Annotated in this window: 29 protein-coding genes and 1 pseudogene; 15 read left to right on the top strand and 15 right to left on the bottom strand. The window is 59.8% G+C overall.

All coding sequences use genetic code 11. The features are described 5' to 3' along the window. Window positions 1–8: 8 nt before the first annotated feature. From ftsE to MRBLMR1_RS26655, 4 genes are all read left to right on the top strand, one after another. Window positions 9–668 carry a cell division ATP-binding protein FtsE gene (ftsE, locus tag MRBLMR1_RS26670; protein ID WP_183686322.1) on the top strand — a complete coding sequence of 220 codons (660 nt, stop codon included), beginning with the start codon at window positions 9–11 and terminating at the stop codon, window positions 666–668. Between the two features lie 85 nt (window positions 669–753). Then, a complete protein-coding gene (locus tag MRBLMR1_RS26665; protein WP_244654445.1) occupies window positions 754–1,704 on the top strand; it encodes a cell division protein FtsX in 951 nt (316 codons plus the stop codon). 70 nt (window positions 1,705–1,774) lie between these two features. Continuing rightward, the gene (locus tag MRBLMR1_RS26660) at window positions 1,775–2,506 is read left to right on the top strand and encodes a YdcF family protein (protein ID WP_148148225.1); all 732 of its coding nucleotides are present in this window, start codon (window positions 1,775–1,777) and stop codon (window positions 2,504–2,506) included. Between the two features lie 72 nt (window positions 2,507–2,578). Beyond that, window positions 2,579–3,370, top strand: a complete 792-nt coding sequence (locus tag MRBLMR1_RS26655; protein ID WP_148148224.1) for a lysophospholipid acyltransferase family protein — start codon at window positions 2,579–2,581, stop codon at window positions 3,368–3,370. Here MRBLMR1_RS26655 and MRBLMR1_RS26650 read toward each other — a convergent pair. Then, window positions 3,355–3,894 (bottom strand): gamma-glutamylcyclotransferase, encoded by a 540-nt coding sequence (locus MRBLMR1_RS26650; RefSeq protein WP_500066952.1) that lies wholly within the window; start codon window positions 3,892–3,894, stop codon window positions 3,355–3,357. The genes MRBLMR1_RS26655 and MRBLMR1_RS26650 overlap by 16 nt on opposite strands. A 52-nt stretch (window positions 3,895–3,946) precedes the next feature. Between MRBLMR1_RS26650 and MRBLMR1_RS26645 the strand changes: the two genes are divergently transcribed. Next, window positions 3,947–4,951 carry a DUF2125 domain-containing protein gene (locus MRBLMR1_RS26645; protein WP_148148222.1) on the top strand — a complete coding sequence of 335 codons (1,005 nt, stop codon included), beginning with the start codon at window positions 3,947–3,949 and terminating at the stop codon, window positions 4,949–4,951. A gap of 50 nt (window positions 4,952–5,001) precedes the next feature. Here the strand turns inward: MRBLMR1_RS26645 and MRBLMR1_RS26640 are convergent, their stop codons facing one another. Both MRBLMR1_RS26640 and hisC read right to left on the bottom strand, forming a co-directional pair. Beyond that, on the bottom strand, window positions 5,002–5,931 hold the full coding sequence (locus MRBLMR1_RS26640) for a prephenate/arogenate dehydrogenase family protein (protein ID WP_500066951.1): 930 nt from the start codon (window positions 5,929–5,931) through the stop codon (window positions 5,002–5,004). Further along, a complete protein-coding gene (hisC, locus tag MRBLMR1_RS26635) occupies window positions 5,931–7,037 on the bottom strand; it encodes a histidinol-phosphate transaminase (RefSeq protein WP_148148220.1) in 1,107 nt (368 codons plus the stop codon). Before hisC ends, MRBLMR1_RS26640 begins: the two co-directional genes overlap by 1 nt. Window positions 7,038–7,179: 142 nt before the next feature. Here hisC and MRBLMR1_RS26630 point away from each other — a divergent pair, with 142 nt between their 5' ends. Further along, window positions 7,180–7,608 (top strand): YybH family protein, encoded by a 429-nt coding sequence (locus tag MRBLMR1_RS26630; protein ID WP_183686324.1) that lies wholly within the window; start codon window positions 7,180–7,182, stop codon window positions 7,606–7,608. Here MRBLMR1_RS26630 and MRBLMR1_RS26625 read toward each other — a convergent pair. After that, the gene (locus MRBLMR1_RS26625; protein WP_148148218.1) at window positions 7,599–8,348 is read right to left on the bottom strand and encodes a class I SAM-dependent methyltransferase; all 750 of its coding nucleotides are present in this window, start codon (window positions 8,346–8,348) and stop codon (window positions 7,599–7,601) included. The two genes, MRBLMR1_RS26630 and MRBLMR1_RS26625, sit on opposite strands and share 10 nt — an antisense overlap. Before the next feature lie 89 nt (window positions 8,349–8,437). On the opposite strand from MRBLMR1_RS26625, the gene gloB reads away from it, so the two are divergent. Both gloB and MRBLMR1_RS26615 read left to right on the top strand, forming a co-directional pair. After that, a complete protein-coding gene (gloB, locus tag MRBLMR1_RS26620; RefSeq protein ID WP_148148217.1) occupies window positions 8,438–9,208 on the top strand; it encodes a hydroxyacylglutathione hydrolase in 771 nt (256 codons plus the stop codon). 4 nt (window positions 9,209–9,212) lie between these two features. Continuing rightward, complete coding sequence (locus MRBLMR1_RS26615; protein ID WP_148148216.1) at window positions 9,213–9,653, top strand: cupin domain-containing protein; 441 nt, start codon at window positions 9,213–9,215, stop codon at window positions 9,651–9,653. On the opposite strand, the gene yddG is transcribed toward MRBLMR1_RS26615, so the two are convergent. Both yddG and MRBLMR1_RS26605 read right to left on the bottom strand, forming a co-directional pair. Continuing rightward, window positions 9,654–10,544, bottom strand: coding sequence for an aromatic amino acid exporter YddG (yddG, locus tag MRBLMR1_RS26610; RefSeq protein WP_148148215.1), 891 nt, complete (start codon window positions 10,542–10,544; stop codon window positions 9,654–9,656). A gap of 51 nt (window positions 10,545–10,595) precedes the next feature. Next, window positions 10,596–11,366 carry a DUF3108 domain-containing protein gene (locus MRBLMR1_RS26605; RefSeq protein ID WP_148148214.1) on the bottom strand — a complete coding sequence of 257 codons (771 nt, stop codon included), beginning with the start codon at window positions 11,364–11,366 and terminating at the stop codon, window positions 10,596–10,598. Between the two features lie 243 nt (window positions 11,367–11,609). Between MRBLMR1_RS26605 and rpmB the strand changes: the two genes are divergently transcribed. After that, window positions 11,610–11,900, top strand: a complete 291-nt coding sequence (gene rpmB, locus MRBLMR1_RS26600; RefSeq protein WP_148148213.1) for a 50S ribosomal protein L28 — start codon at window positions 11,610–11,612, stop codon at window positions 11,898–11,900. A gap of 109 nt (window positions 11,901–12,009) precedes the next feature. Beyond that, a complete protein-coding gene (locus MRBLMR1_RS26595) occupies window positions 12,010–12,651 on the top strand; it encodes a queuosine precursor transporter (protein ID WP_148148212.1) in 642 nt (213 codons plus the stop codon). A 30-nt stretch (window positions 12,652–12,681) separates the two neighbouring features. On the opposite strand, the gene MRBLMR1_RS26590 is transcribed toward MRBLMR1_RS26595, so the two are convergent. The 4 genes from MRBLMR1_RS26590 to MRBLMR1_RS26575 form a co-directional block, all read right to left on the bottom strand. Then, window positions 12,682–13,626: an esterase-like activity of phytase family protein gene (locus MRBLMR1_RS26590; protein ID WP_148148274.1), complete on the bottom strand. Its 945-nt coding sequence runs from the start codon at window positions 13,624–13,626 to the stop codon at window positions 12,682–12,684. 49 nt (window positions 13,627–13,675) lie between these two features. Then, entirely contained in the window at window positions 13,676–15,583 is a 1,908-nt protein-coding gene (gene cobT, locus MRBLMR1_RS26585; RefSeq protein WP_148148211.1) for a cobaltochelatase subunit CobT, read from the bottom strand. 19 nt (window positions 15,584–15,602) lie between these two features. Then, window positions 15,603–16,595, bottom strand: a complete 993-nt coding sequence (cobS, locus tag MRBLMR1_RS26580) for a cobaltochelatase subunit CobS (RefSeq protein WP_148148210.1) — start codon at window positions 16,593–16,595, stop codon at window positions 15,603–15,605. 61 nt (window positions 16,596–16,656) lie between these two features. After that, window positions 16,657–17,286: a J domain-containing protein gene (locus MRBLMR1_RS26575; protein ID WP_148148209.1), complete on the bottom strand. Its 630-nt coding sequence runs from the start codon at window positions 17,284–17,286 to the stop codon at window positions 16,657–16,659. Between the two features lie 105 nt (window positions 17,287–17,391). On the opposite strand from MRBLMR1_RS26575, the gene MRBLMR1_RS26570 reads away from it, so the two are divergent. After that, window positions 17,392–17,673 carry a BolA family protein gene (locus MRBLMR1_RS26570; RefSeq protein ID WP_148148208.1) on the top strand — a complete coding sequence of 94 codons (282 nt, stop codon included), beginning with the start codon at window positions 17,392–17,394 and terminating at the stop codon, window positions 17,671–17,673. 117 nt (window positions 17,674–17,790) lie between these two features. Here the strand turns inward: MRBLMR1_RS26570 and MRBLMR1_RS26565 are convergent, their stop codons facing one another. From MRBLMR1_RS26565 to MRBLMR1_RS26545, 5 genes and pseudogenes are all read right to left on the bottom strand, one after another. Then, the gene (locus tag MRBLMR1_RS26565) at window positions 17,791–18,495 is read right to left on the bottom strand and encodes a GGDEF domain-containing protein (RefSeq protein WP_500066950.1); all 705 of its coding nucleotides are present in this window, start codon (window positions 18,493–18,495) and stop codon (window positions 17,791–17,793) included. Window positions 18,496–18,579: 84 nt separating this feature from the next. Then, the gene (locus MRBLMR1_RS26560) at window positions 18,580–18,966 is read right to left on the bottom strand and encodes a hypothetical protein (RefSeq protein WP_500066949.1); all 387 of its coding nucleotides are present in this window, start codon (window positions 18,964–18,966) and stop codon (window positions 18,580–18,582) included. 107 nt (window positions 18,967–19,073) lie between these two features. Then, window positions 19,074–19,856, bottom strand: a pseudogene (locus MRBLMR1_RS26555) (CBS domain-containing protein); the annotation flags it as partial. A 101-nt stretch (window positions 19,857–19,957) separates the two neighbouring features. Then, on the bottom strand, window positions 19,958–21,088 hold the full coding sequence (gene aroB / locus MRBLMR1_RS26550; protein WP_148148206.1) for a 3-dehydroquinate synthase: 1,131 nt from the start codon (window positions 21,086–21,088) through the stop codon (window positions 19,958–19,960). Next, on the bottom strand, window positions 21,085–21,705 hold the full coding sequence (locus tag MRBLMR1_RS26545; protein WP_148148205.1) for a shikimate kinase: 621 nt from the start codon (window positions 21,703–21,705) through the stop codon (window positions 21,085–21,087). Before MRBLMR1_RS26545 ends, aroB begins: the two co-directional genes overlap by 4 nt. Window positions 21,706–21,861: 156 nt before the next feature. Between MRBLMR1_RS26545 and MRBLMR1_RS26540 the strand changes: the two genes are divergently transcribed. The 4 genes from MRBLMR1_RS26540 to MRBLMR1_RS26525 all read left to right on the top strand — a co-directional run bounded on the left by MRBLMR1_RS26540 (window position 21,862) and on the right by MRBLMR1_RS26525 (window position 25,493). After that, window positions 21,862–22,017, top strand: coding sequence for a hypothetical protein (locus tag MRBLMR1_RS26540; protein WP_183686328.1), 156 nt, complete (start codon window positions 21,862–21,864; stop codon window positions 22,015–22,017). Between the two features lie 14 nt (window positions 22,018–22,031). Then, window positions 22,032–22,976 carry a site-specific tyrosine recombinase XerD gene (gene xerD / locus MRBLMR1_RS26535; protein WP_148148204.1) on the top strand — a complete coding sequence of 315 codons (945 nt, stop codon included), beginning with the start codon at window positions 22,032–22,034 and terminating at the stop codon, window positions 22,974–22,976. 63 nt (window positions 22,977–23,039) lie between these two features. Next, on the top strand, window positions 23,040–23,993 hold the full coding sequence (locus MRBLMR1_RS26530) for an acetyl-CoA carboxylase carboxyltransferase subunit alpha (RefSeq protein ID WP_148148203.1): 954 nt from the start codon (window positions 23,040–23,042) through the stop codon (window positions 23,991–23,993). 177 nt (window positions 23,994–24,170) lie between these two features. Further along, window positions 24,171–25,493, top strand: coding sequence for a L,D-transpeptidase family protein (locus MRBLMR1_RS26525; protein ID WP_148148202.1), 1,323 nt, complete (start codon window positions 24,171–24,173; stop codon window positions 25,491–25,493). The last annotated feature ends 7 nt before the right edge of the window (window positions 25,494–25,500 follow it).

The following is a 25,500-nucleotide window of genomic DNA, read 5'->3' as shown; positions in this document are numbered from 1 at the left end:
GGTCGCCGGTGATCCATTTCGAAAATGTCGGTCTGCGTTATGGCATGGGCCCGGAAATCCTTCGGGACATGACGTTCGACATTCCCAAACGATCCTTCCAGTTCCTGACCGGCCCCTCGGGCGCGGGCAAGACGACGTTGCTTCGTCTCCTGTTCATGTCGCTCAATCCGACCCGCGGCATCATCCGCATGTTTGGGCGCGATCTGTCGCAGATCCCGCGCGACGAGTTTCCCATGCTACGCCGCCGTGTTGGCATCGTCTTTCAGGACTTTCGTCTTCTCGATCACCTGACGACCTACGAGAACGTCGCTCTGCCCTTGCGGGTCAGGGGCAAGGACGAAGCCTCCTATCGCAATGACGTGATCGACCTTTTGAAATGGGTGGGCCTCGGCGAACGGATCAACGTCCTTCCGGCAATCCTGTCGGGCGGTGAAAAGCAGCGTGCTGCAATCGCCCGCGCCCTGATGGACCGCCCTGAGATATTGCTTGCCGACGAACCGACGGGCAATGTCGACCCGCCGATGGCGCGCCGCCTGCTCAGCCTGTTTCTGGAATTGAACCGACTGGGCACCGCCGTCGTTATCGCAACGCACGACCTGGCATTGATGGATCAGGTCGACGCGCGACGTATGATCCTGACAGATGGACGGCTCGACATCTATGAGTGACGCAGGCCGAATGGGAAGGTCGCAATTTCCTGAAGAGGAAACCAGCAAGAGCGGACGCCAGGACACCGCACGGCGCCGCACGGAAATGCACGTCCGCTCGACAGCCGCAATCCTGCCGCCCGCCAACATCCAGGGCAATGCGCTGATGGTCGTCATCGCCATCATGGCCTTTCTTGCCTGTCTCACGCTCGGCGCCGTCAGCATGGTGCGCGCCACGGCAGCCGGCTGGCAAAGCCAGATCTCCCGCGAGATCACCATCCAGATCAAGCCGGCTGAAGGGCTGGACATGGATGCTGCGCTGAAAAAGGCGCGGGATCTGGCGCTGACATTCGTCGGGACCAAGTCCGGCACGATCATGGATGACGCCGCAACCGCGAGACTTCTCGAACCCTGGCTTGGCTCCGACCTGCAGCTGGACGATCTGCCTGTACCCCGCCTCGTCATCATCACCATCGACGAGAGCAATCCGCCGGATTTCGAGGGGATGCGTGCATTATTGAAGACGGAAGTGCCGCAGGCGTTTCTCGACGATCACCGCACTTGGGTCGACCGGCTCGTTTCCATGGCCCGCACCACCGTCTGGATCGGCACGGGCGTTCTGATCCTGGTTTTCACCGCGATGATCCTGACGGTGATCTTCGCCACCCGCGGCGCGCTTTCCGGCAACCGCCATATCGTCGAAGTGCTGCATTTCGTCGGCGCCGAACGCACCTTCGTTGCGAACGAATTTCAGAAACACTTCCTCAAGATCAGTCTGAAGGGCTCCGCGGTCGGCGGCGTGGTGGCAGCGCTCCTCTTCGCCACGGCCAGCCTCTGGCAGTCAAATTCCCGTGCGACACCGGAAAGTGAGCAGGCAATGGCGCTGTTCGGATCTTTCACGATCGGCTGGAACGGCTATCTCGGCATCTTTGCCACAATGCTGATCATCGCGCTTCTGACCACGTTGACGGCGCGTTTCACCGTGATGCGGACGATCGACGAAATCGACCTCGTAAGATCCGATCCATCTCGCTCAGATGGACTGCCACCATCATGACATTCAATCATATTACCTGGTAACGTTTCGAGGACTATTCACCGCCTCAATCTGCGACTAATGACAGGTCATGAAATTCGGCTGGAGCAATCGCTGGACGCCCGAAAGCCGCCCTCCGGGCAGGCCGGAAATCGGGCTATTGTCGCGCCAGAGCGCCTTGCGGCGGTTCGCAAGGCGACTGATCATGCTGGTCTTTATCTGTGCGGCTATCCTCGGCGGCGGTTTTTTATGGTTCGCTGATTCGGTCACGTCGCTGCGCGCGCCCGACGGTGTAAAAGCAGACGCCATTGTGGTTCTTACCGGCGGTTATCTTCGCATCGAGCAGGCAGTCGGCCTGTTGCGAGACGGCGCGGGTAAGCGTCTGCTTATCTCCGGCGCTCATCCCTCCACCACGCCGACCCAGATCCGCAAGGCGACCCAGGCATCTGCTGACCTGTTCAAATGCTGTGTCGATATCGGTTACGATGCGATCGACACGATCGGCAATGCCAACGAGATCACTCGCTGGATCCATGACCATGGTTACAAATCCGTTCTGGTCGTGACCAACAACTATCACATGCTGCGCAGCCTGCATGAATTGCGACGCGCCGATCCCGCAACCGAATTCATTGCTTATCCGGTGGTCAATGCCGATCTTGCCCGTCGCGCCTGGTTCGCGGAGCCCGACACGCTGCGCACGATGCTGTCGGAATACGGAAAGGTCGTGCTCGCCTCACTTCGGGACTGGCTTGGCATGGCGCGCTGGACCGGGCTTCGGACAGAAGAAGATCCTGACAAAACCAAGAACCCTTCTCCCTGATCTCGCACCGAGAACTCTTTTTTCCGTGCCCGATCTCGTGTAGGCAACGCGCAATCCTCAAAGGAACCCATCATGCTGTTGCTGCGCTCGATCCTGTTCAATACCGCGTTCTATACCAACACCATCCTGCGCATGATCCTGCTCTCGCCGGTCTATTTTCTCTCCCCGCGCAAGGCAGCCTTTCGGGTTCCGAAGGCTTGGGCAGCATCCAACAACTGGCTGATGGAAAAGATCGTCGGTGCGACATTCGAGATCGAGGGTATCGAGAACATCCCCGAAGGCGGCTGCATATTCGCGCCGAAACACCAGTCGGCCTGGGACACGTTTGCTCTGCTGCCCTACCAGCGCGATCCAGTCTATATTCTGAAGCGCGAACTGATGTGGATCCCGCTTTTCGGCTGGTATGTCGCCAAACAACGGATGATCCCGGTCAACCGTGGCGCTCGCGGCAAGGTCATGGTCGAGGTGATGAAGCGCACCCGGCAGGAAATGGACAACGGCCGTCAGTTGATCATCTATCCGGAAGGCACGCGCAAACCGCCCGGCGCCCCGCCGGAATACCGTTACGGCATCGCCCGCATCTATCGCGACGTCAAGGTTCCGGTCGTGCCGATCGTTGCCCATTGGGGCTTGTTCTGGGGCCGCCGCAAACTGGTGAAGTATCCCGGCCGCTTCAAGGTCCGCATCCTGCCTCCGATCGAGCCGGGCATGGACCCGGATGCCTTTTATGCGCACCTGATCGAGACGCTGGAAAAGGCGAGCGACGAACTGCTGATCGAAACCGTAGAGGCCAACCCGCACCTGCCGCTGCCACCGACTGCGGTAAAGCGCTTGGCGGAATTGCGGGCTCAGTCGGCGGCCTGAGCCGTTTGCAGGCTGACAGCATCCCCGACTGCCTCCAGCCAGAGATCGCGAATACCCATCTGCTTCAGTTGCGCCACCGTGTTGAGCACATAGGCATCGTTCGGCCCGGACTGACCATGCGATCGCAAGACCACTTCCGCCGCCTCCTCCACGCTGAGGCTCCCGGCATATTGCTCGTGGTGGCGGTCGACCACATAGGTCACGGCCTGCACGCGACGCCCGCCCGGCAGGCCAATGGGCAGGATGCGTTCCTTGTAGACATAGGTTATGAGTTCACGTTTGCGCAGATAATCCAGCGCATCGTCACGATCCTTGTCGCCAACCCTGAATGCCATGCCCCGGCAGGACCCACCCCGGTCCAGTCCCATGACGAGACCTGGGTTTTCTGCGGTTCCGCGATGCGCGGTTGACCAGATGCAAAGCGAGCGGCGAAACCCGTGAACGCGTGCAGCCTCTCGCTCCACATAGGGAAATCCCGGGTTCCACATCAGTGATCCGTAGCCAAAGACCCAAAATTCGTCCATATCGCACGCCATGCCATCATTTTAGTTTGCGTCGCACCATTGGGAGAACAACATGGCAGCGTCAAGCCGATCCGGCACCAGCAGAAAACTCTGGTTTCTCGCGAGTGCCGTCGTGCTCGTCATCGCACTCTACACCGCGGGCTGGTTTTATGCCGCCTCGGCCCTGCGCGAAAGGACGCTGCTTCTGCTCGGTAGCCAGGCGGATGCCGGTATTTCGGCCAACTGCGAGAATGCCGAATATCGCGGTTATCCCTTCCGCATCGGCCTGTTCTGCTCGAAGGTGGATGTCGACGATACCGTCAACGGAATATCCGCAAGCTTCGGCCCTCTGCGTTCGGCAGCTCAGGTCTACAATCCGGGCCATATCGTATGGGAGCTCGATGCGCCGTCGGAAGTGCGCACCGGCCATGGCCTTTCCATCGCCAGTACATGGGAAAGCCTGCAATCCAGCCTCGTGACCAAGCTAAAGGGCGTCGAGCGCGCCTCCATGGTCATCCAGAAGCCGAAGACGACCATTCAGTCTTCCGCCAGCGGGCAGGCTTTCGATATCGCGGCTGACCAGTCAGAAATTCATCTGCGCCAGAATGGTGCGGATCTCGACGCCGCCATCCAGCTGCAGAACGCCACAACGACAGCCAAGGGCCTGCCGCAGCTTCTACCCGCCACCAATACCAGCATCGACGTGACGCTCAAGGACCGCGCCGGTGTTCTTGACGGAAGCGACCGCAACGGACTTGCGCTGCATGGTTCGGAAGGAGACTTGCGCGAATTCAAGGCCGATCTTGGCCAAGGCCAGGTGCTGACCCTTTCCGGTCCATTCTCCTTCGACGACAGGGGTCGCATGTCCGGCAAGATGAAGCTGAGGATTGAGGATATCCCGGCCTGGCAGGACAGCCTGAGCCGCGCATTTCCGGGCCTGGAATCGACGATCGGGACTGCGGCGAACATGCTGCAGGCACTAGGCGGCGGAGAGAAGGCTTCCCTCGATATCACAATCCGCCGCGGCAAGGTGTTTGCCGGTGGGCTGATTCCGATCGGCGAAATCCCGCCGATCTGACCGCCATCATCCGGAGCCACGACGGCTTCGGATGATCTCATGACACAGATTTATTTCTTCGTGTCGAGCGCGTGGCGACCGAAGTCCGGCGCATCCACGTCCTGACCCGCCTGCACGATCGACCGACGGATCGCCCGGGTGCGGGTGAAGAGTTCAAACAGCTTGTCGCCCTCGCCCCAGCGGATCGCCCGCTGGAGATAAGCGAGATCTTCCGAAAACCGCGCCAGCATTTCGAGGATCGCATCCTTGTTATGCAGGCAGATATCGCGCCACATGGTCGGATCGGATGCGGCCAGACGGGTGAAATCGCGGAAACCTGAGGCGGAATATTTGATCACTTCCGATTCCGTCACCGTCTCCAGATCGTCAGCCGTACCAACGATATTGTAGGCGATGATATGCGGAAGATGCGACACGATCGCCAGCACCTTGTCATGGTGCTGCGGATCCATGTCGTCCACCCGCGAGCCGAGCGCCATCCAGAGGGCTTTCAGCCTGTCCAGTGCGTCAGCATCGGTATCCGGCAGCGGCGTGAAGATGCACCAGCGATCACGAAACAGACCGGCAAAACCGGCATCCGGGCCTGACTTCTCCGTGCCTGCCAGCGGATGGCCCGGAATGAAATGCACGTTGTCCGGCATATGCGGCGCCATCTGCGCGATGACGGATGCCTTGGTCGAGCCAACATCGGTCACGATCACACCCGGCTTTAGCGAGCCGGCAATCTGCTTGGCAACGACCTCAGATGCGCCAACGGGAACCGAAACGATGACGAGATCAGCATCCTTGACCGCATCGGCGGCCGACACCGTGTATTCGGTGCCGAGCTCCAGTTCTTCGGCGCGGCGCAGCGTTTCCTCACTGCGCGTCGAAACCACCACATGTTTTGCAAGCCCGAGCTGCTTGACGTCGCGGGCGATCGACGAGCCGATCAGGCCGATACCGATCAGCGCGATCCGCTCGAAATGCACGTCACTCATCATTTCCGTCCCATGAATTCGCCGAGCGCTTCGATGACGCCGCGATTGGCTTCTTCCGAGCCGACCGTCATGCGCAGTGCATTCGGCAGGCCGTAACCCTTCACCATGCGCAGGATGTAACCGCGGCTGGTGAGGAATTCGTCGGCATCCGGTGCACGCTTGCCGTCGACATCCGGAAAATGGATCAGCACGAAGTTGGTGACGGAAGGCGTAACCGTAAGACCGATCGTCTCGAAGGCATGGGTCAGCTTGTCCTTCCAGAGCAGATTGTGCTCGACGGCTTCCCCGACAAAGTTCTGGTCGCGGATGGCTGCGGCACCGGCGGCGATTGCCGGGGCATTCATGTTGAACGGGCCACGCACGCGGTTCAGCGCATCGAGAATGCCGGCCGGGCCATACATCCAGCCGATACGAAGTGCGGCAAGGCCATAGACCTTCGAGAACGTGCGGCACATCACTACGTTCTTGTTCTGCGAAACCAGCTCGACGCCCGCCTCATAATCGTTCTTGCGCACATATTCCGCGTAAGCCGCATCGAGCACGAGAATGACGTTCTTCGGCAGGCCGGCATGCAGGCGGCGGATATCGGCAACCGGGACATAGGTGCCGGTCGGGTTGCCCGGATTGGCGATGAAAACGAGCTTGGTTTTTTCGGTGACGGCAGCAAGGATCGCGTCGACATCGACCGTGTAATCCTTCTCCGGCACTTCGATGGCCGTCGCACCCGCGCCCATGATCTGGATCTTGTAGACGAGGAAGCCGTGCTGGGTGATGATCGCCTCGTCACCGGCACCGAGATAGACGTGACACAGCAGGCCAAGAAGTTCGTCCGACCCATTGCCGCACATGATATTTGCGACGTTCAACCCATGTACGGAGGCGATTGCATCGCGCAGCGCCAGCGCCTGACCATCCGGATAAAGCTCGAGATGCCCGGCGGACTGACGGAATGCCTCGATTGCCTTGGGGCTGGCACCAAGCGGCGTTTCATTGGAGGAAAGCTTGAAGACGCGCGCAACGCCAGGAGCATGTTCCTTGCCGGGTACATAGGCAGCGATATCCAGAATGCCTGGACGCGGAACGGGCTCACTCACAACGATGCTCATCGGATCAACCTTCTTGGAAATGCCTGCAATGGCAGGGAATGTGAGACGGATTAAAGCCGAAAACGATGCTTGTCGAGAGTAACTGTCGGAACGATCGGCCCCAAAACGTCTTGAAGATGACTGGACTGCGATGGAGGAGACGATGAGCACCGGTGACCATGATGACATTAAGGCCCTGCTGCGGGACTGGATGGCCGCCTTGCGGGCAAAGGATGCGGACGGGATTATCCGCTGCCAATCGGTTACGGTCCGCCAATTTTCGCTTGCCCCGCCGCTGCAGGAGACAGGCAATGACACGTCCTCCCTGCAAGCCTGGCTCGACAGCTGGGATGGACCACTCGAATTCGATATCCGCGACACAGACCTGAGGCTTGGCGGCGACATTGCCTGGTGCTCGGCATTGGCCTGGCTGAGCGGCATCAAGAACGACGGACAGAAGATCGGTTTCTGGTTTCGCCTGACCATTGCCTTTGCCCGCGAGGACGGACGCTGGCTGATCGTCCATATCCATGAGTCCGTACCCTTAGCCATGGAAGGCCAGCCCCTGGCGATCTTCGACCTTCAGCCCTGATTTCGCTCGCGCGTGGTTCTGACGCCCTGCGGCGCCAACACAGGCACAAAGACGCGGCGTGATGCACGCGCGGCAACCGGCAACCCCTGATAGAGCCGCTTCTGTGCCTCAATCACGATGACGCCGGAAAAGACCGGCCAGAATCGCCGACCCAGCCGCTCGAAAACATTCCTGGCCTTGAGCACTGCACGCACCTTCGAGGGCGGAAAGAATAGCGCTTCGGCCGCAGCTCCGGGCGTGAAATTCGCCTCGCGCAGAAGCGTCGTCAGCTGGCTGCGGGAATAGGGCCGCCCGGAACCGAAGGGCGTATGTTCCATTCGCGCCCAGACGCCGCGCCGGTTGGGAACGACGATGACCAGCCTCCCGCCAGGAGCAAGCACACGCCAGATTTCCTTAAGGCTCTCCCGCGGGTTTTCGGTAAATTCCAGGGAATGGACCATCAGCACGCGATCGACGGAACTGTCCGGCAAAGGCAGTTCCTCATCGAAAACCAGCGCTGTCGAGGATTTTTCCCCGACCGGCCAGTTCACCGCCCCCTGCCCGGCCGGCATGAAGGCGAAGGTCCGTTCCGTATCGGTCCGGAACCGATCGAGATAGGGAACCGCATAGCCCAGCCCCACCAGGCGCTCCTCCGGCAGCCGCGCCCACAGCGAGGAAAGCGCCATGGCGATCGACTGCTCCGCCAGACGGCCGAGCGCGGAATGATAGAACTCACGGAGGTCAACAATATCGACAGACAAAACGCAAATGCTCGTGTTCAGTGGTTGGACTTGGACATGCCTCCCTCTACATTGTTCCGCAGGAAGCATTGAGCAATAGGTCTATTCTGATGAAGCCTTTGGAAATCGAAGTTTTTTCTTGCAGGAGCGATAATTACGGCGTTCTGGTGCATGAACCGGAAAGCGGATTGACCGTATCGATCGATGCGCCGGAGGAAAAACCCATCGTCGAGGCAGCAAACCGCCGCGGCTGGAAACTCACCCATATCTTCACCACCCACCACCATACCGACCATGTGGAGGCCAATCTGGCGTTGAAGGAGCGTTATGGGCTGGAGATTATCGGACCGGTCAACGAGGCGGTCGCTATCCCCGGGCTCGACAGGAGTGTCGAGGACGGTGAGGAATTCCAGTTCGGTGGACATCTTGTGCGGGTGATCGAAACGCCCGGCCACACCGCCGGCCATATCTGCTTCCATTTCCCTGACGACAAAATCCTGTTTGCCGCCGATACGCTGTTTGCGCTCGGCTGCGGACGACTGTTCGAGCGCCCCGCCGCCGACATGTGGCACTCGCTGCAGAAACTGGCAGGCCTCCCGGACGAGACCGCGATTTATTTCGGCCACGAATACACGTTGTCCAACGCGAGATTTGCGCTGACGATCGATCCCGACAACGAGCCGTTGCAGCGTCGCGCCGCCCAGATCGAGGAACTGCGCAAAGAGGGCAAGTTCACCATTCCGACCATGATGGGGCTGGAGAAGGAAACCAACCCCTTCCTGCGTGCCAAGGATCCAAAAATCCGCCGCAACCTGATCATGGAAGGCAAGACGAACGAGGAAGTGTTTGCAGAAATCCGCAAGCGCAAGGACAATTTCTAAATCGATGACACCCAACCCCGTCAGGCAGACAGCAGAAGAAATCATTGCCACGCTGAACATGCAGCGCCACCCGGAAGGCGGATGGTTTTCCGAGACCTTTAGAGATGGCGACGGCAGGAGCCGTGGCGCCTCGACGGCGATCTACTACCTGCTGCAGGCGGGTGAACGGTCGCATTGGCACCGCGTCCGCGATGCAGCCGAGGTATGGCATTATTATGCCGGAGATCCGCTGCTTCTGAAGATCTCGGACGGAACGACGGTGGAGGAAATCCGCTTGGGCACGGATCTCGCCGCCGGCGAGCGTCCGCAGGCGGTGGTGCCGGCGAATACATGGCAATCGGCCGAGCCGCTGGGCAGCTTCACGCTCGTCGGCTGCACGGTGGCACCAGCATTCGAGTTTTCGAGTTTTGAGATGGCAGAGCCCGGCTGGGAGCCGGGCCGATAACTATTCCGCGGGTGCCTCTGCCGCTTTCCGCTTGGGCTTGATCATCTCCTTCGCGGCTAGCACCGCCCCGCCGGTAATCAGCACGCAGGCGATCAGAATCCGCCAGCTCGGTTCGGCAAAGCCGCTGGCGAGCAGGATCAACGTCGAAAGCAGTGGCGCGGCATAGCTTGCAGCTCCGATCACCTGGATGTCGCCATTCTTGACGCCGTAATCCCAGGCGTAGAAGGCAGCACCCACCGGCAACAGGCCAAGGCCGACCACGGCCGCCCATTCGCCACCGCTCGCCGGCCAGACCGTCGTTTCCAGCGCCAGATGGCAGACGAGCGACAGAAGCGACGTTGCCAGGCAGAAGCCCGTCACCACGTCCGTCGACACCCGATCGAAACTACGTGTCAGCAGCGAATAACCCGACCACGTGAAGGCGCAAAGCAGAGCCGCGCCATAACCCAGGAGATAGGACTGGTCGAAGGATACGCCATTGCGCGAGACGATAGCGACAGTGCCGCATAGTCCGGCGAGTGCCCCGGCGACATGATACCAGCGCAGCCTTTCCCCTGGCAGAAGCGCCGAACCGACAACGATCAATAGCGGCCAGAGATAGGCGATCAATCCGGCCTCAACAGCCGGCGCGTTACGAAGCGCGGTAAAATAGAGGAAATGATAGCCAAAGAGACCGGCGATCCCGATGATCCACACCTTCGCCGGCTGCTTGAGCAGCCTGATACGATCCGGCTTGATGGACAGTAAAACCAGTCCCGGCAGGCTACCGATCGCGAATGTCATCGCATTCATCTGGAACGGCGGAACGCTTCCGGAAGCCGCCGTCATGAGAGCCAGCAGCGACCACATCAGGATCGCGGTAAAACCGATCAAGGTACCCCGTAACTTCAACCTCAGTTCCCCTCTTTATTGGCCACGTTGCCGCGAGTACGACACACGCTCTCAGCCGCCGTATCGGGCGGCCGTTATATAGAGCGGTCCCATCCTCGTTGGGATACGGGCATAGATCGGGGCATATACATTGGACCCGTCTGCCTTGGCAAACCACACTTCCATCGGGGTCTTCTGCAGATACTCGATGTCATCGCGTCCCTTACGGTAACCGGATTTCGGCTGGTAGCGGACAGTGCAGACGATGGTTTCGCCCTTGAAGCCCTTGGTCTCATAGGGCTTGGTCCCTTCCCGCTTGAGCAGCAGGTCCATCCGCGATTCCCCGTCATAAACCGGCACGCGGCTCGGGCAAACGGTCGCCCCCTCCGGGAAGATCAGCCCGCTCAACGGATCCAGCACCGAACGCAGGTCCTGTGGCGTGACAGGCACCCAGTTTTCCGCCTTGCGGCGCGGTGGCGGCGTAATCGTCGTGTCCGTCACATTGCCGTTGGTATAGACGACATCATAGATCCGCGTCCGTTTCCCCAACTTGTAGACCAGATTGTATCGGTTGGCCTGCAGGCGATCCCCCTCGATCCGTCCTGCCACGTTCGTCTCGGCCGACACCTTCTTGATCACGTTGACGATGCCGCCTGACTTGAAGATGCCGTTGATCTTGTAGCCGTTACCGTCGAATTCACTCGAAAAGCTCGCCGTACCGATCGGCAGGATACCAAGAGTGATATCGTAATCGGTGACATGTTTATCGGCAGACCATGCCGATGAGGTGCCTGCAACAAAGAGGAAGACAGCTCCCGCAAGCGGGCGGATGAATGAGAACATGGTTTGCCTGCGACCGGTTTGAGAATTCCAAGAATCCGATATAAGAGGCGCATCATGGCAAGAAAATAGCCATGGCTGCAGTTAGTCGCGGTGCAAAGACGTACGAAAGCCGAGGTTTTGGCTTGACGCGCCGAGCCTCACTGACTATAGAACCGCAACTTTCCAATCAGGACCAGTTGGATCGGCGTGCCGGACATTGTCCGGATGAGCCTCCGATTGCAGAAGAAAACAAAGGTGAATGCCATGTCTCGTGTATGCGAACTGACCGGCAAGGGCGTAATGACCGGCAACAACGTCAGCCATGCCAACAACAAGACCCGTCGTCGGTTCCTCCCGAACCTGTGCCAGGTCACTCTGATCTCCGACGCTCTCGGCCAGCGCTTCCGCCTGCGCGTTTCCGCGCACGCTCTGCGTTCGGTTGAACACCGCGGCGGCCTCGATGCCTTCCTCCTGAAGTCCGACGAGACCGAACTGTCGATGCGCGCTCGTCTGCTGCGTCGCCAGATCGCCAAGAAGACTGCAGAAGCCGCTTAATAGCGACTTCAACACTTCACCGGCTTTGGAGAAGGCTTGACCGGATAATACCGGGCAAGCCTTTTCTCTTGGCCTATCCGCAACTGGTGGCATACCCCAGGATAAAAAAATGCAAGTAGCACGCTATACCCTTATCTATTCGCTCGCGATGGCAGCCATCGTGGTCGCCTCCAATATCCTCGTCCAGTTTCACCTGACCGGAACTCTGTGGGGCATCGCTCTCGGCGATATCCTCACCTGGGGCGCATTCACCTATCCCGTCGCTTTCCTCGTCACCGACCTTGCCAACCGCCAGTTCGGTCCGGCGATTGCCCGTCGCATCGTGTTCGTCGGCTTTGTCGTCGGCGTGGCGCTTTCCTTCTGGCTATCCGAACCGCGCATCGCGATCGCGTCGGGCACCGCTTTCCTGATCGGCCAGCTTCTCGATATCTCGGTCTTCAACGAACTCCGCCGCCAGACCTGGTGGAAGGCACCGCTTGCCGCATCGATGATCGGCACGGTGATCGACACTGTCCTGTTCTTCTCGCTGGCGTTTGCCCCGGTCTTCGCCGTCATCGGCCCGAATTTCGATTTCGCCACGGCTCCCGCCCCTATCCTCGGCGTCATGTCCACGGAAGCGCCGCGCTGGATCTCCTGGGCACTCGGCGACCTCGTGGTCAAGGTCGTCGTCGGCGTCGTCCTGCTTCTGCCCTATGGCGCGCTGATGAACGTGCTGAAGCCGATGCCGCCAGCGGCGGCAAAAACGGCCTGAAACATCAAAGGGAGCCTTCGGCTCCCTTTTTTATTGGCTGAGCTTGAATTCCAGCATCAGGTTGCGCTGGAGAAATAGGCCGTTGTCATCCGAGATGACAATGACATGTGGGCTGCCATCCGGCCCTGCCACCACTTCGATGCCTTCCATGTTGTCGATCGAATGATCTGCCCCGACATCGATCAACACCTCGCCATCGACCACGGCGCCCGGACGGATATCCGCGCCCTTGATCCGCCTGATTTTCATTCCCATCCCGCCAATGAAACTGAAGCGGCGCTCCAGCAGCAGAAGATCGCCGTCCGGCAGGAAGGCACCGTCCGTCGCATCATAGGGGTCGTGGCGCACGACGGTGAATTGCCCCTTCAGCGGCCCGTCTACGATCGCCGCAAGCAGATTGCCCGCCGCATCCCGGCTGCTCTCAGCAATCGCCACAAGCCCGCCGGCAAGCGGACTGGAAGCCGGAGACGCAACCAGTGTTTCGATCCCGGCATTGCGCCGAAGCTCCTGCCGCGGAATGAGGAAATTGACGTTGCGCGAGGACTTCGAGGTCTCGAAACCGGGATCCGGATAAGCATCGACCCGATGCTGCTGTTCAAAGCTGACAAATGCCTCGCCATCCCGCAGCGCCAGCCCTTCGGCATCCGATGCGGATTTCGAACCAGCGCGGCCATCGCGCATCAGGATCGGACTGACGGCCACATCGGAGAGCCCGAACAACCTGCCCGCTGCATCCCGCACGATCTGCCCGGTCAGCCACTCGCCTGTATCGAGAACGGAAACGAAATGCGCGCCATCCGACCGGAAGCGTATGCTGGACAGCGACTGGACACGGCTATCGTTCGAGCTGAACTCGATGCCGCCGATAAACTCCAGCGGTCCGAATCGTGCCTGATCGAATCCAGGCTTGAACTGCGAGATCGGCTTGGCCGTCACCCGCGCAGCATCCTGCGCAAATGACATGGCCGGCATCATCGCAAGGACGACACCGGCCAGAAGAGCGTGCGACAGTTTTGACAATGGGTCAGCCAGCCCGGCGCATGCGGCCGCCGCGTGCGGCACCGCCCGCCGACTTGTCGGCAAACAGTTCCGCCAGCTGCTCGGTCATCGCACCGGCAAGCTCGTCGGCATCGACGATCGTCACGGCATTGCGATAATAGCGCGTCACATCATGGCCGATACCGATCGCCAGCAGCTCCACCGGAGACTTGGTTTCGACCTGCTCGATGACGGCGCGCAGGTGCCGCTCCAGATAATTGCCCGGATTGACCGACAGGGTCGAATCGTCGACCGGTGCACCATCCGAGATCATCATCAGGATCTTGCGCTGTTCCGGCCGGTTGATCAGCCGGTTATGCGCCCACATCAGCGCTTCTCCGTCGATGTTTTCCTTGAGCAGGCCTTCGCGCATCATCAGGCCGAGATTGCGGCGCGAACGACGCCACGGAGCATCCGCCGACTTGTAGATGATATGACGCAGGTCGTTGAGACGGCCGGGCGAAGCGGGCTTGCCGCTGGCCAGCCAGTTTTCGCGGCTCTGGCCGCCCTTCCACGCCTTGGTGGTGAAGCCCAAAATCTCGACCTTGACGCCGCAGCGCTCCAGCGTACGCGCCAAAATGTCGGCGCAGGACGCCGCAACCGTGATCGGCCGGCCGCGCATCGAACCGGAATTGTCGATCACAAGAGTGACAACAGTATCGCGGAACTGCGTGTCGCGTTCCTTCTTGAAGGAGAGCGGCTGCATCGGATCGATAATCAGGCGCACGAGGCGTGCCGGATCGAGATAGCCTTCTTCCAAGTCGAAATCCCAGGAGCGGTTCTGCTGCGCCATCAGGCGGCGCTGCAGTCGGTTTGCCAGGCGACCGACCGCACCTTGAAGATGCGCTAGCTGCTTGTCGAGGAAAGCGCGCAAACGATCGAGTTCCGCCTCGTCGCAAAGCTCTTCGGCCGTGATCTCCTCGTCGAATTCCTGCGTGAAGATGTGATAATCCACCTTCTCGTTGAAATCGTCGAACGGGCTGTTCGGCCGGCGGGTTTCGCCGGGCGTTTCGGAATGGTCGTCGGCCTCGTCGGACATTTCGTCGTCCGACATTTCGGCACCGTCCATCTCGCCTTCGTCCATCTCCTCGTCGGCAGCTTCGCTCTGCTCGGCGGGCGCTGCGTCGGAGCCGGCCTCTTCCTCGACCTCTTCGTTTTCGGTCTCGCCGCTGCTCGGCTGATCCTCTTCCGACTGGTTCTCGATCTCTTCCGGCTCGTTCTCGTCGCCGTCCAGATCCTCGGCCATCTGCATGGAGGACAGCATGTGGCGGACGAGCTTTGCAAACGCCTGCTGGTCCTCGATCACGTTTTTCAGGTTATCGAGATCGGTAGAGGTATTTTGCTCGATGAAGGGACGCCAGAGATCGAGCACCTTGCCAGCGCTTTCCGGCGGCTTCTGGCCGGTCAGCTTTTCGCGCACCAGCATGGCGACCGCCTCGCCGATCGGCGCTTCCTCCTGACGCTCGATGCCCGAAAAATTCGCCTTGGCGTATTTCTCTTCCTGCATCGAGTTGAGGTTCGCAGCGACACCGGACATGCGAAGCGCACCGATGGATTCGACACGCGCCTGCTCGACGGCATCGAAGATCGCCCGGGCATCCGACCCCTGTGGCGAAAGCGTCGCGTGAACGTTGCTATCGTGGCAGGCGATCCGAAGAGCCATGGAATCGCCCAGACCACGGGTCACGGCAAGCTCGTGCGCGGTTGGCCGCTTGGAAATTTCCGGCAGGCGGATACGCTCGCCGGCTAGTCCCGGACGCTCGTTGGCGAAGGAAACCTCCACCTCGTGATTGCCGGCAATCGACCGCACGCAGCCGGTTATCGCCCGCCGCATCGGCTCGGTATCGACCGGACCGGCGGGCTTGCCCCTGGAATTATCTCCGCGACCTGCCATAGGCTTCGCTTCCTCTGCGTTATGCTCCCAGAACGATGTTGGCGGCGCTTTCCTTCAGCTCGACGCCGAAGGCGCGCTGGTACTGCTCGGCCACCAGGGTCCGCTCCAGTTCATCGCACTTGTTGAGGAAGGTAATGCGGAATGCGAATGCCACGTCACCGAAAATCTCGGCGTTTTCCGCCCAGGTGATGACGGTACGCGGGCTCATCACGGTCGACAGGTCGCCGTTGATGAAGGCCGAACGGGTGAGATCGGCAACGCGGACCATCTTGGAAACAGTCTCGCGACCTTCCTTGGTGGCGCCGAAAGATTTTACCTTTGCGGCAACGATATCGACTTCCTTCTCATGCGGCAGGTAGTTCAACGTCGTCACGATGGACCAGCGGTCCATCTGCGCCTGGTTGATCTGCTGCGTGCCGTGATAGAGGCCGGTCGTATCGCCGAGGCCAACGGTGTTTGCCGTGGCGAAAATACGGAAGGCGGAGTGAGGACGGATGACGCGGCTCTGGTCGAGCAGCGTCAGGCGGCCCGAACTTTCCAGAACGCGCTGGATAACGAACATCACGTCGGGGCGACCCGCATCATATTCGTCGAAGACGAGCGCGACATTGTGCTGGTAGGCCCAGGGCAGGATGCCGTCCTTGAATTCGGTAACCTGCTTGCCGTCTTTGAGAACGATCGCGTCCTTGCCGACGAGATCGATACGGCTGACATGGCTATCGAGGTTGATGCGCACGCAGGGCCAGTTGAGGCGGGCGGCGACCTGCTCGATATGCGTGGATTTACCGGTGCCGTGGAAGCCGGAAACCATGACGCGTCGGTTATGGGCAAAGCCTGCGAGAATGGCGAGCGTCGTATCGCGATCAAAGAGGTAATCCGGATCGAGGTCCGGCACGTAAGGGTCGCCGTTGCTGTAGGCGGGAACTCTCAGATCGGTATCGATGCCGAAAACTTCCCGAACGGAAACGGTGGTGTCGGGGAGGTTTGTAATATCCAGGTCAATCTTGCTCATCATAACTCCAGGGCACGGGCAACCGCCCGGCCATCATCATCGCTGCCTTGATTTTTGAGGCTTAGCAGAAACCCGCCTGCTTCAACAACTGATATGCTTGCACCACCGCACGAAAACGTTCTTCGGATCCGCGGTCGCCGCCATTGGCGTCCGGATGATGCTTTTTCACCAACTCCTTGTAGCGGGCCTTGATCTCGCTCGACGTGGCGTTGGCGCCGAGTTCCATCGTATTGAAAGCCTTTGCCTCCAGCGTCTTCAGCTTGCGCCCTTGCGTTTCGTATCGACCGCCGCCGCCGGCGCGCGCCTGCGCAACAAAGCCGAACGGATCCTTGAAACGCTGCTGCGTATAGGCCGAACCCGAGCGTGCCGACGAATGAATGGGAGCATCCTTGGCGTCTTTGTTGACGCCAACCTTCCATGTCGGGCGGTGACCGGTGATCGCTTCCTTCTGGTAGCGCGCGATCTCACCATCCGACAGGCCGGAGAAATAATTGTAGCCCTTGTTGTATTCCTTCACATGCTCGAAGCAGAAGATGAAGAACTGGCCTTCGGCATTGCGCCCGACCGGAGCCTTGTGCACACCCGGCCTGTCGCACCCGTCCCATTGGCAGGTCGGCGCTTGCGGCGGGGCATCTTGCTGCCTTTTCCGGCGCGTCCGGATACGGTCGAAATATTTGGAGTCGAGCTTCATGAGGCACACATTATGGGGCCCAAGATCGGGCCAAACAAGAATTGACAAAGCGGTTTGTTGCTGGTTTCTGGATCACCCTCTTGCGCCGACCACCGGAGCCTAAAAATGTCCGTCAAATCCCGTATCGAAGCCGCGCTTCGCGATAATCTCACACCCGAAAGGCTCGATGTGATCAACGAGAGCCATCAGCATGCCGGCCACCAGCCGGGCATGGACGGAGATGGCGAAACACATATGCGGGTGCGTATCGTCGCAGCGGCATTTTCGGGCATGAGCCGGATCGACCGGCACCGGGCGGTCAACGCTCTTTTGAAACCTGAACTGGACGCCGGTCTTCACGCGCTCGCGGTGGAAGCCGCAGCGCCGGGAGAACCGACACGCTGGTGATGGGGTCTAGATGGGGATTGGCTGGGCAAAGGCCAAGAGCCGGGATCGCGAACAGGCCCGCATCGATTTCTCCTGAGACGACCCTGAAGCTCCAAAAGACGTGATGTAGTATCTGATTTAGGCTGCGATCTGTGGCTCTTCGGCGATAACCACCGTATTGCGTCCGCGGTGTTTGGCCTCGTAAAGCGCTTCATCGGCTCGCTGGAGAAGCTTTTCGATCGCCATCTGCGCAGGCATGGCCGAAGCGACGCCTAGACTTGCGGTCACGACACCATGATCCGACTTGCCATGTGGGATAGCAAGCCCCTCAACCGCTCTGCGGATCTTTTCAGCCGTCGCCAGAGCCTGCAGAGACGTCTGACCCGGCAATAGGACCAGTATCTCTTCTCCACCAAAACGGAAGACGCAATTCGCCTTGCCCACGGTCGCACAGATGTGCTGCGAAACCGTGCGGATGCAGGCATCTCCATCGATATGGCCGTAGAGATCGTTGAATCGCTTGAAGTGGTCGATGTCGAGCAGGATGGCGGAAACGACCGGCGTCTCCGCTTCCGCGCTCCAGCTCTCACGCCCGATACGCGCCAGCGATCGGCGGTTCAAAAGCCCGGTCAGCTCGTCTCGCTCGGAGTTTACCTCCAGCTGTCGATACAGAAGTGCGGCACGCAACTGGTTAAGAAAATTGCGTCGGTCAGTGCGCTCCAGAAAATAGGCGGCAGCGGCAAGGAATATCGACAGCATCAGGTAAAACGTGACGATGCCGCCAAAGGTAACGGCGTCGAACGCGCCAGTGAGATAGGCCGCAGAAAGATGCGAGAGGCACATCAGCGCCAGTCCTGCGAGCATGGCGGGAAACAAGGGGCGAAGCGCGATGACGAAAAACAGGAACGCCGCGGAGTTGTAGTTCTGCTAGATCAGAAGGTAGGAACTCTGGCTACCGACGGCCGCCGCCATTGGCAGGCTGACGCCCAGCACGGCAACCAGGACGCTCAAGGCATCATAAAGACGTGAACTCGGCCAATGGCGCACCGCGAAGGCGGATGCGATGACTACAGGCGTGAATACGAGAAGTCTGAGAGCCGTTACTTCGGTCAACACATCGGGGATCATGGCCCGATCACCGAAATAGACCAGATCGTAGATCAGAAGACCGATCACGGCCCAGATGCCGATGAGGCGATTGCGCTCCGCGACATAATCCTGCCTGAACAGCAATTCGATTTCCGGCTTGAAACGCAGAAGCGCGAAACGATGCGCGATCTGGGCCTCTACCTGCTCCAATGTCACGATACTCATGGCAATACCTTAAACATACGGTAGTGCCGGCGTTAGGTTACAAAACTAAAGATTGAGCTAAGCTTTTGTGATCATTTGTCGGCATTGCGCACGCCGCCCGAGCCGAACTACTCCGCAGCCGGCACCGCATCGTCCGCCGGCCTGATCCTCAGCCGGGTGATCCGGTTCTTCTCCCGCTTCATCACGATGAAGCGCTTGCCGTAGAAGGTAAACGCCTGCCGTTCTTCGGGAATGAGCATGGATGAGTTGATGACGAGACCCGCGATCGTCGTCGCATCGCCATCCGGCAGGTCCCAGCCGAGCGCACGGTTGAGGTCGCGGATAGTCACCGATCCGTCCACCACGACCGAACCGTTAGCTTCCTTGCGCACGCCCTGGATCTCGACATCGTGTTCATCGGCAATGTCGCCGACGATCTCTTCCATGATGTCTTCCAGTGTGACGATGCCCTGCACCTCGCCATATTCGTCGACCACGACGGCGAAATGCACCTTTCGCTTCAGGAAGGCCGCAAGCTGGTCCTTGAGACTCGTGCTGTCGGGCACGAACCACGGCTTCTGCATGATTTTCAAAATATCGACATCGGCCGGCGTCGTGTCCGGCTCCAGAAGCGCGCGCAGCAGGTCCTTGGCATGCACCACGCCGATGATGTTTTCAGTCGAATTGCGCCACACCGGCATGCGGGTATAGGGGCTTTCGAGCACCGTGCGCACGATCACGTCCGCCGGATCATCCGCATTAACGGCGACCATGGCCATGCGGTGGCGCATCACGTCGGAAACTTCAAGTTCGATGAGATCGAACAGCTCGCTCAGCCGGTCGCGGTCCTCGGCACCGAAATTGCCCTCCCGATGCATGGCATCGAGCGCGGCATGCAGCTCGTCATGACCACAGAGTGTCAGCGTTTGGCCGTTGAGCGATGTCCCGGTCGCACGCATCAGCCCACGGATGACCGCGTTTATGCTGCGCGAAAGGAGGCCGCCGACAGCTGTCATTTTGCGAGCTTTTCTTTCAGGAAGCTCAGGACTTCCGAAGATGGAACATCGTCAGCGACAAATGACTGGCCGATACCGCGGGTGAGAATAAAGGTCAGCTTGCCGCCCTTCACCTTCTTATCCTGCATGATCGCATCGAGAAGCACGTCCGCACCCGGCAGATCACCCGGAATCTCACTCATCCTGGTCGGCAGGCCGACAGCCTTCAGATGCGCCTCGACGCGCTTTGCGTCATCCGGGCTTGCGAGATTGAGGCGGGTGGAGAATTCATGCGCCAGAACCATGCCGATCGCCACACCTTCGCCATGCACCAGCCTTGCGCTGTCATACTGCGTGGCCGCTTCCAGCGCGTGACCGAATGTATGGCCGAGATTGAGCAGCGCGCGACGCCCCATCTCGCGTTCGTCCTCGACGACGACATCGGCCTTGGACTGGCAGCTGACGGCGATTGCCTCGATCCGCTCCGGGCCGCCTTCGAAAACTTGTTTCCAGTTCTTCTCCAGCCATTCGAAAAAGGCCGGATTGTCGATCAGCCCGTATTTCGCCACTTCCGCATAACCGGCGCGGAATTCACGCGGCGAAAGCGTATCGAGAATGGATGTGTCGGCCAGAACCAGATCCGGCTGGTGGAACACGCCGAGCAGGTTCTTGCCGTGGCGCGAATTGACGCCGGTCTTGCCGCCAACGGAACTGTCGACCTGCGACAGAAGCGAGGTCGGGATCTGCACGAAGCGCACGCCGCGGCGCACGATACCGGCCGCAAAACCGGCAAGGTCGCCGATCACGCCGCCGCCGAGCGCGATCACCGCGTCATTGCGCTCGATGCGGGCCGCGAGCACCATGTCGCAGACGGTTGCCAGATGATCGAAGCTCTTGGTCTTCTCCCCGGCAGGCAGCGTCAGCGACACGGCTTCGATACCGTCGGTCTGCAGCGCATCCATCAGGGCTTCGAGATAGAGCGGGGCGACATGTTCGTCGGTGATGATCGCAGCCTTGCGTCCCTTGAGCCGCGAGGTGATCTCGCCGCCGGCACGGGCCAGCAATCCCGGACCGATCAGGATATCGTAGGCCCGGTCTCCGAGCGGCACATGCACAAGGCGTTCGGGGGATCGGGACTGCACTGTCATTCTGTATCACCTTGTTGGGCCGGATCGGACTGGACCACACCGGATTGAGCCAAACCGGTAATTGCCTCCAGAACCGCGTTGGCCATCAATTCCTTGCGAATATTCACCGACATCACCGTCAGATCGGCCTCGGCATAAATCGGGTAACGCTGGATCATCAGGTTCTCCAGCGTCTGTCTTGGATTTTCGGTTTTAAGCAGCGGACGGTGGTCTCGCCGGCTGACCCGGTCCCACAATGTATCGAGATCGGCATTCAGCCAGATCGACAGGCCGCCCTGTTTGATCTGGGCGCGGGTCGCTTCATTGATGAAGGCGCCACCGCCTGTGGATACGACCCGCGGCCCCTGTTTCAGCAGCCGTTCAACCACCCGCGTTTCCAGCGCCCGGAACTCCGTCTCACCATATTGTGAAAACAGTTCCGCGATCGTCATCCTGGAAACGGACTCGATTTCCGCGTCGGTATCGACAAACGGAATTCCGAGCGTCTGGGCGACCAGCCGGCCGATAACCGACTTGCCCGCACCCATCAGGCCGACAAAAATCAGGTTGCGGTCGCCGAGCGCTTCGCGAGCCTGGTCCCGTAATGTCTGTCGCTCGACTGTTAGTTCTTCACTCATGATGCCGTCCGTTCGCAAAAACGGTATCAACAAATGTTCATTCAGCGTCAAGCCACGCACGCGACCAGATCCCTCAAGATCACGCCGCAGATGCAGTTCTTGTCGATCTGTAAACCATTCGGGCTATAGTGCGCCGTAACGATACGGAGCCTTTTCATGCCCACTCTCTTCCGCTTCCTGTTCATCCTGGCTGCCATTGCCGGCGTGATCTATGGCAGCATGGTCGCGCTCGTGGTGCTGGTCGAGCCGAAAGACCGCGAAATCACCATCAGGGTCCCCTCCGAACGGCTCAACCCGCCCGCGCAGCAATAGGCGAGGCCATTCTCATGCGAGATCTGTCCGCTGCCCATATAGAAGCTTTTCTGGAAATGCTGAGCGCAGAACGGGGCGCTGCCGAAAACACGCTTCAAAGCTACCGACGGGATCTGGACGACCTCTATGATTTCCTGATTTCCCACAAGACCACGCCGCTTCTGGCCGAAAGCAAAAACCTGTCAGCCTATCTTGCCAATCTGGGAAAACGCGCCTTTGCGCCCTCCTCTCAGGCGCGCAGGCTCTCCGCCATGCGCCAGTTCTACAAGTTTCTTTATGCGGAAGGCCTGCGCGGCGACGATCCGACCGCAGTGCTCGATGCACCGAAGAAACAGCGCGCCCTGCCGAAAAACCTGAGCGAGGCGGATGTCACCCGGCTTCTGGAACGCGCAGCACTGGAAGCGGCCGAACCCGCAAAGGATCGCCTCAACCGCCTGCGCATGCTGGCGCTGCTGGAACTGCTCTACGCAACCGGCATGCGCGTCAGCGAACTCGTCTCCCTGCCGCTGAAAGTGCTCGAACAGGACGGGCGTTTTCTAATGATCCGCGGAAAGGGCAACAAGGAACGGCTCGTTCCGCTGTCGCGATCTTCGATCGCAGCACTGAAATCCTACGGCGAAGCGAAGAAGGCGGCGGGAACCGATGGCGAGCCCAGCCCGTGGCTGTTCCCCTCGCATGGCAGCGCGGGTTACTTACCGCGCCAGGTCTTTGCCCGCGACCTCAAGGGATTGGCGGCAAGGGCCGGCATAAAGGCCGCGTCCATATCGCCGCATGTCATGCGCCACGCCTTTGCCAGCCATCTTTTGGCGCATGGCGCAGACCTGCGCGTGGTACAGGAACTGCTTGGACATTCAGACATTTCGACCACTCAGATATATACGCATGTGCTGGAAGAAAGGCTTCGTCAACTGGTGGAAACACATCACCCCCTTGCAAAAGAAGCCAAAAACCGGGATTAGAAGCCCCAAATGAAAAATGGGAGCTCTACGTTCCCATGGGAAAACAACGGGAAACCGGATCTGATGCAGACTTATCTCGATTTCGAAAAGCCCATCTCGGACCTCGAGGGCAAGATTCACGAGCTGAAGAAGCTCGCGACCGAAGACGAGAGCATCGACACGTCGGACGAAATCACCAGGCTCGAGGCGCGCGTCAAGGAAGCCACCCGCGAGATCTATTCCAAGCTCGGTGCCTGGGAAAAGACTCAAGTTGCACGTCATCCGCAGCGCCCGCATTTCGTCGATTACGCGGCGCATCTGTTCACCGAATTCACGCCGCTCGCCGGTGACCGCAATTTCGGCGAGGACGCCGCCATCCAGGCAGGCCTTGCCCGCTTCAACGGTATTCCGGTCGCCCTGATTGGCCAGGAAAAGGGTAGCGACACCAAGACTCGCCTGAAGCACAATTTCGGCAGCCCGCGTCCTGAAGGATACCGCAAGGCGATCCGTATCATGGAAATGGCCGACCGTTTTGGCCTTCCCGTTATCAGCCTTGTCGACACGGCCGGTGCCTATCCGGGCGTTGGGGCGGAAGAGCGCGGCCAGGCTGAAGCCATCGCCCGTTCGACGGAGATGTGCCTTGGCCTGAAAGTTCCGATGATCTCGATCGTCATCGGCGAAGGCGGCTCGGGCGGCGCAATCGCGATCGCTACCGGCAACCGCGTCTACATGCTCGAACATTCGATCTATTCGGTCATTTCGCCAGAAGGTGCAGCCTCAATTCTCTGGCGCGATTCGACACGCGCCCGCGAAGCGGCGACCAACATGAAGATTACCGCGCAGGACCTGAAGGGCCTCGGCATTATCGACGACATCATTCCGGAACCGAATGGCGGTGCGCATCGCGAGCCGGTCACGGTCATGGATGCTGCCGGCAAGGTCATTTCGTCGGCTCTGACAGACCTTTCGAAGCTCTCGGGCGAAGAAGTACGCAACGCACGCCGCCAGAAATTCCTGGAAATCGGCCGGAACCTCTAATTGTCGCCTTCTTCATCGAAGGTTGCCAATTTCGGCCACATTGATCATAACAGTGGAGCGCGGAGGTTTTGCTGGACAGGCGATTTTGAGCGGTTAAGAAAATGTAAAGCTTACCGTATCATTATCGCACGCCTCTGCCCCCGGTTTGATGACGAACTAGATATGTGGTCCGTTCCGATGCGTCTGAAGCACATCGCCCTCGCTCTTCTGGTTGCAACAGCCCTTACAGGCTGCAACGATACGCTGGATTCAGCGACCAGCGTCGACATTTCCAAGGTCAAGAACAAGGTCGAGCAGCCTCTGCCGGCAAAGATCGTCGCCGACATGCAGGCGAAGAACATGCCGCGCAATTCGCCGATCATGATCCGCATCCTCAAGGAAGAGGGCAAGCTGGAAATCTGGAAGGCGAAAGCGGACAACCGCTTCGAGGTGATCAAGAGCTACGACATCTGCGCGTGGTCGGGAAAGCTCGGCCCGAAGATCAAGGAAGGTGACCGTCAGGCACCCGAAGGTTTCTACAGCCTGACGCCGGCGCACCTGAACCCGAACTCGCAATATTATCTCGCGATCAACACCGGCTTCCCGAACCGCTACGATGCAGCCAACGGACGCAACGGTACGAACCTGATGATCCACGGCGCCTGTTCGTCGTCGGGCTGCTATTCGATGACCGACGAGCAGATCCTTGAGATCTATGCCTTCGCCCGTGACGCTTTCAAGGGCGGCCAGACCTCCGTGCAGCTGCAGGCCCTGCCCTTCCGCATGACGGCGGAAAACATGGCGCGCCATCGCGATAGCGAGCACAGCGACTTCTGGAAAATGGTCAAGGTCGGCTACGACAATTTCGAAGTCACCAAGCGCCCGCCGGAAGTGGCGGTCTGCGGCAAGAAATACGTCTTCAACCAGGAGGCCAAGGGGCCGCTCAGCGCAGCCGCTGCCTGCCCGGACATGTCGACACCGCCGGCACTGGTTTCGGCTCTTTCCTCCTACAACAAGACGTATGACGTGGCTTTCGAAAAGGCCGTCGACAAGCTTGGCAAGAAGGTCTGGTACGAGCCGAGCGAAGCCGAACGCAAGGCAGTCGTTGCTGAAAAGCGCAAGGGCCGCGAACTCGCCTACGCACCGACAGGAACCTCGCTCGAAGCCGGCAAGCTGATGAGCCAGTCCGAATTCCAGGAAATGATGCAGAAGCGCATGGCTGCCGGCCAGCCGAAGCCCGCATCGACCCAGCTAGCTTCGCTTTCTGCCGCTCCGCAGCCGGCAACCGTTGCCGAGCGCATGAAGCAGGATCGCCTGCCGGCAGCAACCGGCGCCATTCCGGCTGCGACAGGTGCAACCGTCGCCAGCACGGGCGCACCGACGATCCAGACCGCAGAAGGCCGCACGGCAGCTGTTCCGGTTCCCGAACAAAACCCGATGAACCCGCTCGCCTATGCAGCGCCCGCGGCACCGGTCAGCGAAGCCAAGAAGCCTTTCTGGAAGTTCTGGGACAAGCAGTGACCTCGCC

This window comes from Neorhizobium sp. LMR1-1-1.1 (assembly GCF_040675795.1).
GTDB classification, from domain to species: domain Bacteria; phylum Pseudomonadota; class Alphaproteobacteria; order Rhizobiales; family Rhizobiaceae; genus Neorhizobium; species Neorhizobium cellulosilyticum.
The sequence above is the reverse complement of the archived record's forward strand: the minus strand, read 5'-3'. Positions and strand labels throughout refer to the sequence as shown.